This is a genomic window from Cryobacterium sp. TMT2-10 (assembly GCF_004403075.1).
In the GTDB taxonomy this organism is placed as follows: Bacteria; Actinomycetota; Actinomycetes; order Actinomycetales; family Microbacteriaceae; genus Cryobacterium; species Cryobacterium shii.
The window spans coordinates 1-13871 of sequence record NZ_SOGW01000130.1; the positions used below are offsets into that span (position 1 = coordinate 1).

At 59.4% G+C, this 13871-nt stretch carries 9 protein-coding genes and 1 pseudogene; 5 read left to right on the forward strand and 5 right to left on the reverse strand.

Annotation, left to right across the window (positions count from 1 at the left end):
- Positions 1 to 159 precede the first annotated feature (159 nt).
- The gene (locus E3T37_RS16150) at positions 160 to 552 is read left to right on the forward strand and encodes a hypothetical protein (protein ID WP_134368292.1); all 393 of its coding nucleotides are present in this window, start codon (positions 160 to 162) and stop codon (positions 550 to 552) included.
- 255 nt (positions 553 to 807) lie between these two features.
- Positions 808 to 1611, forward strand: a complete 804-nt coding sequence (locus E3T37_RS16155) for a hypothetical protein (protein WP_134368293.1) — start codon at positions 808 to 810, stop codon at positions 1609 to 1611.
- Between the two features lie 353 nt (positions 1612 to 1964).
- Here the strand turns inward: E3T37_RS16155 and E3T37_RS17680 are convergent, their stop codons facing one another.
- The 3 genes and pseudogenes from E3T37_RS17680 to E3T37_RS16170 all read right to left on the reverse strand — a co-directional run bounded on the left by E3T37_RS17680 (position 1965) and on the right by E3T37_RS16170 (position 3935).
- Positions 1965 to 2561 carry a nucleotidyl transferase AbiEii/AbiGii toxin family protein gene (locus E3T37_RS17680; protein ID WP_370292657.1) on the reverse strand — a complete coding sequence of 199 codons (597 nt, stop codon included), beginning with the start codon at positions 2559 to 2561 and terminating at the stop codon, positions 1965 to 1967.
- Positions 2446 to 2889: pseudogene (locus E3T37_RS17885) on the reverse strand (nucleotidyl transferase AbiEii/AbiGii toxin family protein); the annotation flags it as partial. The pseudogene E3T37_RS17885 and the gene E3T37_RS17680, both read right to left, overlap by 116 nt.
- Entirely contained in the window at positions 2889 to 3935 is a 1047-nt protein-coding gene (locus tag E3T37_RS16170) for a type IV toxin-antitoxin system AbiEi family antitoxin domain-containing protein (protein WP_134368296.1), read from the reverse strand. The pseudogene E3T37_RS17885 and the gene E3T37_RS16170, both read right to left, overlap by 1 nt.
- A 250-nt stretch (positions 3936 to 4185) precedes the next feature.
- Here E3T37_RS16170 and E3T37_RS16175 point away from each other — a divergent pair, with 250 nt between their 5' ends.
- The 3 genes from E3T37_RS16175 to E3T37_RS16185 all read left to right on the forward strand — a co-directional run bounded on the left by E3T37_RS16175 (position 4186) and on the right by E3T37_RS16185 (position 11661).
- Positions 4186 to 10341 carry a hypothetical protein gene (locus E3T37_RS16175; protein ID WP_134368297.1) on the forward strand — a complete coding sequence of 2052 codons (6156 nt, stop codon included), beginning with the start codon at positions 4186 to 4188 and terminating at the stop codon, positions 10339 to 10341.
- A complete protein-coding gene (locus tag E3T37_RS16180) occupies positions 10307 to 10909 on the forward strand; it encodes a hypothetical protein (protein ID WP_134368298.1) in 603 nt (200 codons plus the stop codon). The genes E3T37_RS16175 and E3T37_RS16180 overlap by 35 nt, the downstream gene beginning before the upstream one ends.
- Before the next feature lie 383 nt (positions 10910 to 11292).
- Complete coding sequence (locus tag E3T37_RS16185) at positions 11293 to 11661, forward strand: hypothetical protein (protein ID WP_134368299.1); 369 nt, start codon at positions 11293 to 11295, stop codon at positions 11659 to 11661.
- 33 nt (positions 11662 to 11694) lie between these two features.
- Here E3T37_RS16185 and E3T37_RS16190 read toward each other — a convergent pair whose 3' ends face one another.
- Both E3T37_RS16190 and E3T37_RS16195 read right to left on the reverse strand, forming a co-directional pair.
- Positions 11695 to 12102 (reverse strand): DUF4913 domain-containing protein, encoded by a 408-nt coding sequence (locus E3T37_RS16190; RefSeq protein ID WP_134368300.1) that lies wholly within the window; start codon positions 12100 to 12102, stop codon positions 11695 to 11697.
- Entirely contained in the window at positions 12095 to 13837 is a 1743-nt protein-coding gene (locus E3T37_RS16195; protein ID WP_134368301.1) for a type IV secretory system conjugative DNA transfer family protein, read from the reverse strand. The genes E3T37_RS16190 and E3T37_RS16195 overlap by 8 nt, the downstream gene beginning before the upstream one ends.
- Positions 13838 to 13871 lie beyond the last annotated feature (34 nt).

A 13871-nucleotide genomic window follows, 5' to 3' on the forward strand; every position in this document is an offset into this window, starting at 1 on the left:
ACCATCAGCATCGAGGAAGGCCCGCTTCTATGTGCGGAAGCGACCCGGAGTGGGGAATTTCAGTGAGCAGAACTGGGGAATTTCAGTGAGCGCCGTCAATCGGTCATATCGCCCAACAAGTTACCTGTCATAAGACCCGCGAATTGGTAACCTCGGTTCATGATCAATACATCAACCGGGGATGGTTCTCGTTCTGGTGCTGATCGCGCGGCACACGAACGCTCCGTGGGTCTGAGCATTGCTGAGATCGCAGCGATGCTGCAGGCGCAGCTGGGCCAGGTGCTGCTGGGCGTGATCGTGGGTAAGAATCCCCGGACGCTGGCTCGCTGGGCACACGCAACGGTGCGGCCGCCGCAGGCGAGTGAAAAGCTCCTCAGAGACACATTTCAGGTGCTCGAGATTCTCTGTTCGGTTCATTCGCCTGACGTTGTCAGGGCGTGGTTCATGGGCATGAACCCGGAACTGAGCGATGCTTCGCCGGCCGAAGCGCTCTCGGAGGGACGCTCCCGAGAGGTCATGGCCGCGGCGCGGTCCTACGTAGCCGCGGCCTAGGTGTACTGAGTCATGACGTTGGTGGCACTCGGCTGATGGGTGTTCCTCCGGTGCCACCGTGGATTCGTTCGGTGTTGCAGTAGTTGAGCCAGGGTGCACGAGCTGCGGCCCTGATTGGGCAGGTCCACTGGGCCACGAGCGGGCAATTCTGCAGGGCGCCTACGGCAGTGTCATTGTAAGTCTCGTCAGTCCCCATATGATGCCCTTACGGGTGTGGCACGACCGTCTAACCCTCCTGACTAGAAGGTAAGACTGATGCGCCCACTTTTCTTCGGCCTGGTGACGGCCGTACTCGCTCTATCGCTGACTGCATGCTCCAGCAGTACGGTCGCTGATGATGGCTCTGTTGCAACTGCGCCTGCCCAATCAACTGAAGGCATGGACCAATCACCATCAAAAGATCAGGCGTCAGAGGAAGTCGTAGCACCTGAAATGCCGGCTGCTATCTCACGACTTGATGGAGTCAGTTTTGAAGACTTTGCAAAGACCCCAAGAGACGACCAATTGACTTACGCTAATCATCTTGAAGGTACTGAGTACGCCAATGCTTACGAAGACATTTACGGAACAGACGAATGGTACACGAACCTGACTCCAGCTTCAGCTGACAACTCTGACCGTGAAATACTCGACAACCTCAATCACACTATTCAAATCGCACAGATGACACCCAAAGATCACACATTTACAGGTGAAGACGGTGGAGAATATTCCCAATTGTATGACCCAACTCAAGGTAAAAAAGTACTGAGTGGAGCATTTACTGAGAACAAACCTGAAGTTGGTTACCCTGGGTTTATTCAAGAAGGCCTCGACATGCGAGGCGATGGTATTTTTGCAGCAGCAAACGTGGTGGCACCGCAATTTACAATTGAAGACCCTAACTTCACCGGTTCGAATTTTGAATGTATGGATGAAGTAACTCAAACGAACGAAGTGTGTCGCTCTTTCGACATTATAGAAACGAGCAAAACCGGTTCACTTCGCGTAATTTTGACCCCTTTCAAAGATGCTGTAACTGGAGCACAAGAATTTAGGTGGCTTGCAGTTGACCGGTAAATGGCAATTTTGTGCGATTGAGGCATAACTAACCTCTAAGGCGATGATGAGGTTGCCGAGCCGGACATCACAAAGGACATTCGTCGATCTCTTATAAATGGGCGGTGATATCGCTTGGCTTCACGAATGCCCGGCCTGCCACCGGCTGCCTACCTCTTATTGCGTGGCCGAACTGCGGAGTACGAAAAAGCCCCGGCATGTATCGCCTGGGGCAGACGAGTATGAGTACCGGGGCCAATCGTTGGAGCGGGGGGGGGACTCCGATTGGTAACGGTACTCGCGGTTCGCCTGCGGATGATTTCGCCGCGCCTAGTGAGGGCAAGTTCGTGGCCCTGTCGCGGGTGCCGTACCGGTCAGCTTGGGCGGACCCACTGTTGTTGTGATGGGTCCCAAGCGCCGTCCTCGATTTCGGCGCTAAGGGCTGGCCGCAGCATCGCGTTGACCAGGGAGAGCGCAGCTTCATGGTCGAGGACGTCGCTCAAGACAGGAACGGTCTTGGCAACTTTGCGGTATCCGTCGGTCATGGAGCGTGGCACGTGGAGCGTGGTGAACGGCGGCAGGCCACGTTGGTGCGCTTCGGTGTGGACGCTGATGCGGAGTTGGCGTGCATCGATTCGCATTGTTTTTGTGAGGATGGCCAGATCGACGAGATCTTTCGTTCGGGTGGAGGCCTGGCCGCGGGAGGTCGATAGGGTCGCGCACACCTTGTCGGCGATCTGGTCTTCGACCGCGATGGCCTGGTAGGCCGCGGCCGGTCCCAGGCGCGACATGTCGAGCCGGAATGCTGGAGTAAGGATGTCCAGGGGTGCGGCAGGGGGTGCGCGTGTGGATGGCCAGGTCGACCCTGAGGGGGTTCCGGGTGCCGGCGCCTCGAACGGTGACGCTGAATGTGATGGACGCGGCGTGGAGCTCGGGCTGATTGGGGCCGCCGGTGTCGCGGTGGCTGACATAGCGGAACTCGAAATGATCGCCCAGGTCGATGCTCGCGGCTGAGGCGAGTTGGGCGATGGCGGCGTCGATACTCATCTCCGCCGTCTCGAGGTCCACATCGGTCGTGCTCCGAGATTGGGGAAGCCGAGCAAGCATGCTCGTTCCTCCTTTCAGCGCGAAGGGACAATCGTCCAGAGAGAACACCCGGCAGAGAAAGCGATCGAAGACGGCCAGTTCGATGAGGCTCTGGACGGAAGAACCGACGCCGCTTCGGTGCGCCGCTCGGGCCTTCTCCGTGATCGCGGAAAGCACCGCACGCCCATCTGGGTACGGGTCGCTAACGATCATTATTCTCCCGCCGTCCTGCTGAACTCTTCTGTGGTGCCGGTTGTCGGAATCGACGAGTGCCCGGTTCGGGCTGGGAAGGCGATCGCGGGAATGGTGATGTTCGGCAGCGATGCCGATATCTGCGCTGCGACGGATTGCGTGATGTGGTCTATCTGTTCACGCTGGCGCTGAAGTAATGGGGCGAGCACGGTGTCCGTGATTTCGGACACGAGGCGACTCTGCTCCACGAGTACCGGTGCGAGCATCCGCTCGATGTGTTCGCCCAGCTCGACACTCCCCGCCAGCTGAGGCTGTAGGCCGGCGACGATGGTCCTCAGCTGCTCCCCCACTGCCTGGCTGACGATTCCCTCGAGGGCAGCGCCAATAGCCGGCCGCCGCACGAGCGCACGCGCTGCGGCGATATCGTCGATCCCCGCGCTCCGGCGGAGTTGTTCCAGCAGAGCTGGGCCATCGCCTCGAGGGTGGCCGTATCGTGCGGCGAACGGGGTCAGCAGAAGGCCGAGGTGTTCAAGATCGACCGCTCGCTCTCCCCGGGTCGCGTCGGCCAGCACGTCGCCGACCAGGGACAGGTCGCCGATCTCGTCGACCAGGTCGGCGACCGTTCGTTCGATGCTCGTCACCGGGAGCCCCCCGACAACCACAACGTCGCGGGAATCCAGCTGGCGCCGGCTGTAGACAATGTCGGTTCGCTGCGTTTGGCGTCGCTCGCTGGTGATCAGACGGTACGGGACTGGATGGATATCGCCGCACTCATGAACAGCTGCCGCGGCCGCCCCACCCACCACAACTCGCGGGGTACCCACCCGCTCCCACGCCAGCACCATGGGTTCAGTCGACATCCAGGCAGCGCGCAGATCATCCAGAGGAGCGACCGGCACTCCCCCGAGCCGGTACACGCCGTGGGCAAGGCGCTCGAGACGCCCATCTCGTTCCCGATGCGAAAGATTGGCGCGACTCACACTCCGCGCCCGCGCCTGAGCCGTAGTGAACAGACCCCACTGACCGGCAGCCAGTTCCTCAAGAATCGGTTCAACAACAACGCTCATACTTCGAAAGTATAGATTGTGTATGCTTTTCAAGCAATAGGTGCGTTTAATGCTCTTCAGGCGTTCAGTTTTCTAGGGAACGAATCACTTGGGCGCTCTCAGTACCTTCGCAACGCAGGGCCCTCGCATACGTCGATGCATGAGTGATGCACCCCGGCCTGGCCTGTTGCTGCGTAAGCAACGGTTCAGAGAGTCGGCACCTGCCGATATGGTGACGATAGTGCGTTCTCGCTGTATACAAGGAGACAAAGTGGCAGCCCGTGATGTGAGGCCGAGCCGCGATGGCGACCAATTCCACTACTTTTGGGCGGCCCAACGCGCACTTGAAATGCTGCTGCCTCAGTCGGATATGGCCGCAATCACAGTCGAGGGGACCGTTGAGTCTGAGCAGATCGACAACGATTCCGTAGACGTAATCGACCTAGCGGAGTATCGGGGCTCTGAGTTCCTTGCGAACTGTACCGCTGTCACATATCGACAGCTGAAGCACTCGACCCTCCGAGTCGAAAAAGACTGGACGCCATCGGAACTGAAATCCACGCTGTCCGGCTTTGCAGGATATTACAAGAGACTGCGTGAAGAATTCCCAGCCCTTCCGTTCGATCTGCAATTTCAATTCGTATCTAATCGACGGGTTGGCTCGAACACACTGCAGGCAATGCAGACAATTCGCGATCGTGGTGCGGACACCAAAGCCAGTATCAAGCTGCGGGGTTTCGCGAACCTGCCCGCAGAGTGGACCGGTGATTTCTTCGATCGCTTATCAATTGATGACCGCGCCCCCTCGCTTCTCCCGCTCATTGAGCAGGTCGAATCATCAGTGACTCAGTTTCTACCCGGAACTAACTCGGATAGCGTGCTGCGTTTGAAGGAAGCCGTGGGGCGGCGAGCAACGTCGTTGGATCGCAGCCCGATCAGACGCATGGATGTGTTCGCGGTGTTGGGCGCGACCGAGGATGAGGTCCTTCCCGCGCCCCCTCGCTTTCCCGAACCAAAGAGAGTCATCGAGCGGGAAGAGAGCGCTCGCATCGTTGCGGAAATCAGCGCGGTCTCAGTCCCCGTAGTTCTTCATGCCAGCGGTGGAACCGGAAAGTCCATATTTACCCGCGGCCTGAGTCGATTGGTTGATCCGAGGGACGTGGTCGTTGCCTACGACTGCTTCGGTGGAGGCGGCTACCGTCAGCGAAGTGAGCCCAGGCACGAGGCTCGACAGGGGCTAGTACAGCTGGCCAATGAGATGTCGGCGCACGGCCTATGCCTCCCTCTGGTACCAAACTCCACAGCATCAGATTCGCAGTTCATGGCCGCGTTCATGAAGCGGATCAAGGGGGCTTCCCCACTCCTGCAGGAACGCGGCAGCAAACTCTGGATCGTCATCGATGCGGCGGACAACGCGATAATGGCTGCTCGTGAGTTCGGTCAGCGGGCGTTCGTCCTCGATCTCGTTCGCGAACTATTTCCCCATGAGGTCCGACTAGTTTTCCTTTGCCGAACGGAGCGGGTCGGCTTACTTGAGCTCCCAAGCAGGGTGAAGAGGATTCCACTCACTAGTTTCACTTTCGGTGAATCGGGAGAGCACCTCAGAAGCTACTTTCCAAGTGCGACAGCATCGGATATTGATGAATTTCACACGATGACTGCCGGTAACCCTCGCGTGCAATCAACTCTGATGGATCAGTCCGCAACCCTGAGCGAATGCCTTCTTCGTTTAGGTGGCCGGCATCCGAATACTGACGAGGCGTTGGATGCACTTTTCGACGCCCAGCTCGGAGACATGCGTGATGCGCTCGGAGTGGAATCGGTTGCGATGGATCGGGTCTGCCACGTGCTTTCGGTCCTACGACCTCGATTGCCGATCGTCGCAATTGCTCGACTCGCGAGTGTTGAGCCAGAGTTCGTGATGAGCTTCGCAAGTGACTTTGGGCCAGGCATCGCAGTTAGCGCGCAGTCCTTGCAGTTTCGCGATGAGCCCACAGAGACATACTTCCGGAAGAACCTGAAGCCCAGCGCGGACAAATTAGACCATCTCGTCGCTCAGCTCTCCACTCTCGCTGCCGAGAGCACCTACGCTGCCGCATCATTGCCGCAACTGCTGTGGGAGACGAATCGACTGGATGCACTAATTGAACTTGCCCTGAGCAGCGAGTCGCTTCCCCTCGGACATCACGTGCAAGCGCAAGAGATAGATCAGATACGCACAGAGTTCGCGCTTTTTGCAGCCCTGCGCAGCGGCCGTTTCGCCGATACTGGCCGCTTGGCTTTCCGCCTCGGAACCGTGACTGGCGGTCAGACTCGCCGAAACAAACTGCTCGCACTCAACGCAGATTTGGCGGGAGAGTTCCTTGGGAGGGAGATCATCGAAGATCTCTTTGCTTCTCGCGCACTGGACGGCGGGCATCCGGGATTCGGAGCGAGCCACGAAGGTGTGATGCTCAGCATGCTCAAGGACACAGGGGCGGCCAGGAGCAGACTGCGATCAGCGGCGAATTGGATGTCATCGTGGAGTCGCCTTCCAAGTAACCTCAGGACGCAACGAAGCGTGACCGATGACGACATAGCGGAAGTCGCCTTTGGCCTCCTCATGACCGACGGTGCAGAAGCGGCGACGAGGTTCATCTCGAGTTGGACACCACTTGCTACTTCCTTTCACGCAGGCGCTAGTGTCACCGCGCGACTCATCGACCGGGGCCAGGTTAGGTCGGTTACTGACCTTGTGGAGGCTGCCCGTGGCAACGCGCATCTCCATCTCGGAATTGCGAGTGAACTCCATCGCTCCGGAATCATGCTGGGCCGTGAGGCTGCCCAATCTTTCGCCGCTTCGTTCTCCCAGAGGCGAAAACGACTTGAGATCCCGACAAAGTATTACGGCGAGAGCCAGGGCGCAGTGTATGCGGGTGTCTGCGGAGTAATCAGCTCCTGCATCCACCATGGAACGATGAAGCCGTCCAAGGCGCTTTCAATACTCAAGCAGTATCTGCCCGGTACGCCCCCCCGAGATATTTCTGACGAGCACAGCCGCTCACCCTTATCGCTACTCCAGGCATACGCGCTACGAGCGAATCTTGAGAGACGGCCCCTAACCCCCGCGGACGTTGCTGACGACAGGCTGCAGGAACTCCTGAATTTGGCGCATTCGTCAGACCGCGCGGTCGAACAGTTTCGTTCGAACGTTCTGCCGCTTCTACCCTGGCTCGACGCCTGGGCTCAGTTGCTACTGTCGACGACATCAAGCTTGGAATCTACCTACGGCCCCCTAATTGAATCGCTGCCAAAATCGATATCTGACTACAGGCGGCCCAAACAATTTCTTGACGCTGTGACTCAATTACTGGCGACAGCGGCGGCCGGTCCTGGTGTGGTCAAGATTCTGGACGATTGGTTAAGTACACCCGGCCAGCTGCAGTGGTGGGGAACATCCATCCATGTGATCCGCGTCATCGGACTAGTGGAAACGCAATCGGACACTGCGATGAAGCTCAAGGACGAATTGAGCGCACGAATCACGGATAGTCACGACAACGCCGAGCAAGTAGGAACCTCGTTGTTCGATCTAGCCCGTGCGATCTACGCGACAAGTAGGGATGAAGCTGGAGATCTCGTGTCGAAGGCACTGGAACGCGCGAGTGTGATCGGCTACGAAGTGGGTCCAACTTGGATAGCCGTGTCTGAAAGTGCGCGACGAGCAGGACTAGCGGAAAGCAATGACGACACACGAGCATACGCAACGGCAAGAGTAGCTGAAGCGCTCATCCCCTATGCAGAGGAAGGCCTCTATCCCCCTCACATGATCGAAGCAGTTGCGAACCTCAGCCTCAGGTCTGCGTTGGCGATCGGTTCGCGCTGGCGCGATCGCCGGTTCGCGGATTTTGGGGACGTGATGGATAAGATCCTCGAATGCGAACGAGCCCAACGTGTTCCTTTGTCGACGAGGCTGGCATTCACGTTGCTCGGTTCAAATAGCAGCCCGGGAAAGGTGCTGGCTGATGACGCCACTGGCAGCTCTCCTGATGCGCAGGACCTATTCGACTTCGCAGTCACCAACTGCATGGAACGAGGCCAACACCCAGGGTCTGACGCCTCGCTGACTAATTTCGCTCGCTTGCACGGACTGCCACTGGATCCCTTTATCGAGGTTGCTTTAGAGCCCACAACGGTCAGTAGCTTTGACAGGAACGATAACTGGCGCGCGGAGCACGATGCTCAAATCGAATCTGCGTTGGGGGCACTTCGGACGAGGGACATCTCAAATGACGAGGGCCGAGTATCGACCCTTATGTGGATCAATAGGTCGAAAGTTCTCCGCCCGAAGGACCTGTTTCGCTTCGTACTTCATGGTCCTAGGTCAGAGTGGCTGCCGTTTGTGCGGTCGATGCATGAGGCTCAAGCGCTGGGCCTGTATGACCTTGGAACGCTGTTCGAGGAACTAGCCGCGACTCTTGAACTTCCCCAGGCGCTGATGAGCTACCTCCATCGAATGATTCCCGAAACGGTCGTGCGCTTTGCGCGTGACGTCGTCACTAGTAGCGGAACACCTCTACCGATTGGCATTATGGCGAGCCTTTCTGGCCTTGCCTCAAATGAACTGTGGTCGACGGCCCTGCGGGCATTTGGCGAATCATCGAGCGGGATCGAGTCCGAAAAGGCATTTGCGCTTGCACGAGTAGCCACCAGTGTCGTGGGGGCCGCTGACGCTGCGAAGGTGCTGGACTACGAGTTGGAGCAGCTCGAATACCTCATACGCACGGACACGGCAGACGGCGAGTGGTGTGACTCGCTAGAGCCACCCGTCGATATTCTCGAATCCTTCGCAGGACTGCTTTGGGCCGCTCTTGCTGACCCGGAAGAAGCAACGCGTTGGCGCGCCGCACACGTAGTTCTCAATCTCTTACGGCTGAGTGATGTAGCGGCCCTCACTGCTTTGGCACAGCGCGCTCAGGCCCAAGAGCCCGAGCCATTTATCGACCAAGGGTTGCCCTTTTATGACTTGCACGCTGTGCTGTGGCTCCTTCATGCCCTACATCGGCATTCTGCCGATTCAGAGACGCACCTCGCACTCTTCCGAGACTGGATTGAGTGGATTCTTGGCGACCTGGGGGATCACCCGATGCTTGTCGCGTTGGCCAGCGAAGTCCTAGCAAACGCAAATCTCGCGCCAGAAAAAGAGCCAGGCGAATCGGCCGTTTCGATGCGAGTCATCGAACTTGAGCGATTTCAGCGTCCGCGCGCGTTGCGGTCGATGTATGACCGGAGCGAAACGGAATTCCGGTTTGACTGGGATTTTCGAGAATATTGGCTTGAGCCGCTGGCCGAGTGTTTCGACGTCGACGTTGAGGACGTAGAGCGTATCGCGAGCCATATCGTGCTTGAACGGTGGGATGCCAACCGTGAGGGAAAAAGCAACGACCCACGGCGCCAACGTGGAATCATGCGTGCCGAAGATTTCAGGTATTACAAGTACGAATGGCCGGCCGCCCATGACCAAGATTTTTACATGTCCTACCATGCGATGCTCCTGACTGCCGGGCACCTGGCTCGGACAAAGCAGCATTACCGCGAGCCCGGTTCCAAACGAACTGATTACGAACTATGGCTCAGACGACTTGGGCTGACACGCGACGACGGTCGTTGGCTTTCCGATGCCCGCGGACCTGTCCCGAGTGGGGTAACCCACTCCACGAGTCGCTCCAGCTCCTCAGATTGGCGGTGGAACGTGAGCTCACACGAATTCTTCGATGTGATCTCGCCGATTGGCAGCGATCAAATCACGGTCTGGCAGTTCGCTTCGGCTCGTTCTTACGGCAAATCAGAGCGTGTGTCAGTTCGGAGCGCTTTGGCCGACCCCGCAACTAGCAGTGCTCTCGTTCGCTCTTTGCAGATTGACCGAGGGCGGTCAGACTTTCAAGTTCCCGAGTTCGGCGGGGCGCTTGAAGTCCGTCACGGTCTTTTTCGATTCACTGGATGGGTGGATTACGAGAGCCGAGAGGCAAGATTCGATAAGGGTGATCCGTTGTCGGGGGAAGTGCACTTCCCCCCACCGCGACCTGCGGCAGCATTTGTTCGACTATTCGGTCTTCACAGGGACGCGGACTATCGCACCTGGAGTACACCCGAAGGGATTGCGGTCCTCAACGCGCAGACGTGGCGCAATGTAGATAAAGGGCCAAATGCGCGGGGATTCGAAGGGACCCGGCTAACCGTGAGCGCTGATGTCCTCGACAGCGCCCTCGAAAAGCTAGGGCGCGACTTGATTGTCGAAGTCTGTATTGGGAGGGATCTGGAAAAAGGGTCCTATTCAGGTCGAGACGGGGACTCTATGGATTTCCTCGAAGATTATTTCAAGGTATTTCGGTATCAGTCAGGGAGAGGGTGGAGTGACTACAAATCAAGTGCTGGCGCTCGGGCGTGAACTCGCGAGCAAATTCGAAGACACAGACACTCTGGGCCGCTGGATGTCCCACTACCTTTCAGCGATGCTGGATGAAGCCGATGAAGCACCGGAGGCAGAAAGTGCGGAAGTTCGCCGACGCTGTGCTGAATTGGTCCTGGAAGTTTGGTCGCACCGATCTGTTTTCCCGTTTAATACGGCTCCGATGTCGTCCTACGACGCAGTTCTCCGTGCGCTCGAGCGAATCGATCCTGATGCATCACCTTGGCTAGCTCATGGGGGTCCAAATGCAGCATCTCTTGACTCAGTTGGTGAGGCCGCGGCGCTAGCCATTGCACTGGAACGAAGCACGATGAAGGTGGTTGCGTTCGTGCTCGGCAAAGCAGCGTCTCTGGCTGATGTACTCGAGTCAGACTGGCTCGGCCTCACCAGCGAAATAGAAGATCAGGACTCCCGGATGGTTGAAACCTTCAGACGCCGCCTCCCCCACTCTCAGTCGGCAGATGAAGTCATTGACCAGGCGATCGCTCGCCTTGAAACGGCGCGCACTCTCCTACAACACCCGACCGGGGTTCTTCCGGAGGAATGACGAACACGATGGTCTCAGCTCGACGCCGTGTCACTAAAGCCAGCGGATATGAGCGGCGCGTCGGTCGTACCGCCTCGACAAAAGGACTGCTGAACAGTCCGGTCGAAATCACCGTGGGACCAGGCGAATAGCTTTTGAGTGAATGCCGACGTTCGTTGAAGGCCCGACGTCCGAATCGCCTAGGCTCTGGAGCACATGGACCTTTCAGCGCTTCTCTCACATTCAGCCATTGGGGCGCTGTCGCACAGACGCCCCTCGACTCAGGTTCGGCAGCTGTATAGCTGGCCTGGGTCGGGCTACTTGGTGCGTTGGGAGGATCGGTCCTCACTGGTGCCGTAGCCCTTCTGACCACATGGCAGTCTGAACGGGGCAAGGGACGGGCGATGCGGTTCGAACAGTTGCACGATGATCGAAAGGCAAAACGGGAAACCTTTGCAAGGTACTTGAATTCCGCGTTGGTCACCTACGATGTCGTCTCATCCAGCGTCCGTCGTGAGGCAGCAAAGAACCCGCTCTTCCGATCCAGTGACGCACTCAGAAATCGGATGTTTCAGTCGCCAGAATGGAAGCTTTTCAACGTGCATTTCGGAGAGATGCTGTTTCTTCTTGACGATGAGGGTGTCAAGACATTGAACCAATTCGGGCCAGACATGATGGCGGCAGCGATAGCGGCGGGCGTTGGAAAGCCGCAGAGGAGATGGGATGAGCAGATTTCTGGGGTGCTTGCCGCAATGCGTCGCTCTCTGGAATGAGCAGGGAAACCTCGCAGAAATGGTCAGCAGCCGCTACAGCTCCACGTCGTCCGGTGGCATCGATGCGGGCACGATCCTGGCGGTGGTGTCCTTGCGGCGGTAGAGGTGGCCTTGGTCGGGGTCGCAGTCGCGGAAGGGCCCGATTCCTTTGTCGAAGATCACCGCGGCGTGGCGGTCCCAGTGGTTGATCCACCAGGACGACACGGCGCCGGCGTCACCGTCCATGACGCTGGCGTCAGCTTGCATGCTGGCCTGCCAGAGGGCCTTGAACCGGGCGACGACTTCGGGGTGTAGCCACCATTGGGTGCACCACGGGGTCGGCTTGGTGCCGACGACCTCGACGGTGGCGAGGTGACCGGTCAGCCAGTCGAGGAACATTTGGCGGACGTCGACCGGGTCCTCTTCAGGGCCGGTCGAGTCGTAGCCGTCGTGCTCAGCCATGAGCTGCTGCCTCCGCTGCAGTGGTGTCGTCGGGAACCGCGACCGGTGCCGGCCTGGGGTTCGGTGTCCTGGTTGGTGTGCGGTTGATGGTGGTGGTGAGGGTTTTGTCGCGGAACCAGGGGACGGTGTTGACCATGACGGGGCGGCATTTGGAGCTGAAGACGATGGCGCGCCATTCGGGGAGGGAGCCGAGGGCTGCGATGTCGAGGGTGTTGACCTTGCGGGTGTTGGTGGAGGTGGATTGGTGGCCGTCTTTGCCGGTGGAGCTGCCGTAGGTGATTTCGTCGTGTTCGCCGATGAGGGCGGCCAGGGAGCGGAGGAAGTCGTCGTCCCCGGACCCTCCGCCAAAGACGCGGGTCGCGGCGGCGTCCCAGAGGGTCTGCCACCCGTCTTTCCCGAACGCGTCGATCGCTTGGGCGCGGGATTGGAAGTAGGAGTTGAGGATGATGCCCATCGATCCGTAGAAGGAATACACGGAGGGCAGTTCGGGCCAGCGGACGATGTTCGCGCACTCGTCGAGCTCCATCACGAGCGGGACCGGGAGCCGGCCGCCGTTTCGCTGCGCAGCGGTTTCGGCGGTTGTGCAGATGGCGCGGATGAGGGCGGTCAGGATGGCGCCGCCGGATCCTTCACCGTCTTTGGAGAGGAGCACGAGGGTGTCGGTGCTGGTGATGAACGCGGCCGGGTCGAACCGGCGAATCCCGGCCTGGTCGGTCCAGGCGAGGAGGTCGTCGTCGGCGAGGGCCGACGCCATGCGCTGCGCGGTGGCGTAGACGCTGCCCTTCGTCTTATCAGGCCAGCTCAGGATGCCCTCGATCGTGGAGGAGGGCCCGGTTTTTCCGTGGCGGGCGAGGATCTGCTGCACGTCGTACCCCTCGGCGCGGGCGATCCAAGCGAACACCTGGGAGAGGGGTTCGTGCTCGAGGGCGGCGGCGTAGAAGAAGTACGCGAGCATGTCCCGCCCGGCGGTATCGAACTGGGAATCACCGCCCCGGTCGGAGGCCTTCCGGGTCGAGGCCTCGAAGATCGCGGCCAGCTCCCGAGCGTCCGCGGCGCTGCGGATGTAGTCAAGCGGGTTGAACACGAAGTCAGGCTGTAGGTCCAGGCGGTAGATGCGGTTGGGGTCGAAGATGAACGCCTGGCCGTGGCCGGCACGGCCGGCGAGGGTTTCGCGGACACCGTCGACTTTGTTGGAGGTCATGATGGCGGCGCCGGGTGCTTCGAGCATGTGCCGGATCACGAGGGCGGAGGTCTTGCCGCGACCGGTGCCGAATACGTACACGCCCAGGTCCCGCCACCCCTGATACACCCACCGGTTCCCCCGTCCGACGAGACGGCCGACCCGCTCCCCCGCCGGCAGATTCACCGCGCCCGGGTGCAGCTGAGCCGCTTCCTTCGCCCGCAGTTTCTCGCGCAGCACCGCGGACTGCCGGGTCGTGGCCATGTGCCGGAGAGCCACGTTGTTGCGCTTGGCCGACGCCCATTGGGCTTGCTTGGCCAGGATGAACGCAAACAGGCCCACGGCCAGGACCAGGGCGACGATGCTCGTCCAGGTTGCCGCGGGCGGCCACGGGGTATCCCGGAAGAGGAAATCCCCCGCCAAGGCGGCGGGGTTCCACGGATAGGTCGTGCCGGTGGGGGTGATCACCGCACCGACATGCACGGCCACGAGGAGGCTGAGGGCGGAGAGGAGGGCGAGGAGGCCGGTCATGATGCGGGCTTTCCAGTCGATCACGGGGTTCTCCTTGCCGCCACGAACACGGTCCGTC

What these genes read in the sequence shown, in the direction of transcription:
- E3T37_RS16150 (WP_134368292.1), top strand. Translation starts at nt 160, where the DNA reads ATGATCAATACATCAACCGGGGATGGTTCTCGTTCTGGTGCTGATCGC.
- E3T37_RS16155 (WP_134368293.1), top strand. Translation starts at nt 808, where the DNA reads ATGCGCCCACTTTTCTTCGGCCTGGTGACGGCCGTACTCGCTCTATCG.
- E3T37_RS17680 (WP_370292657.1), bottom strand. Translation starts at nt 2,561, where the DNA reads ATGTCAGCCACCGCGACACCGGCGGCCCCAATCAGCCCGAGCTCCACG.
- E3T37_RS16170 (WP_134368296.1), bottom strand. Translation starts at nt 3,935, where the DNA reads ATGAGCGTTGTTGTTGAACCGATTCTTGAGGAACTGGCTGCCGGTCAG.
- E3T37_RS16185 (WP_134368299.1), top strand. Translation starts at nt 11,293, where the DNA reads ATGCGGTTCGAACAGTTGCACGATGATCGAAAGGCAAAACGGGAAACC.
- E3T37_RS16190 (WP_134368300.1), bottom strand. Translation starts at nt 12,102, where the DNA reads ATGGCTGAGCACGACGGCTACGACTCGACCGGCCCTGAAGAGGACCCG.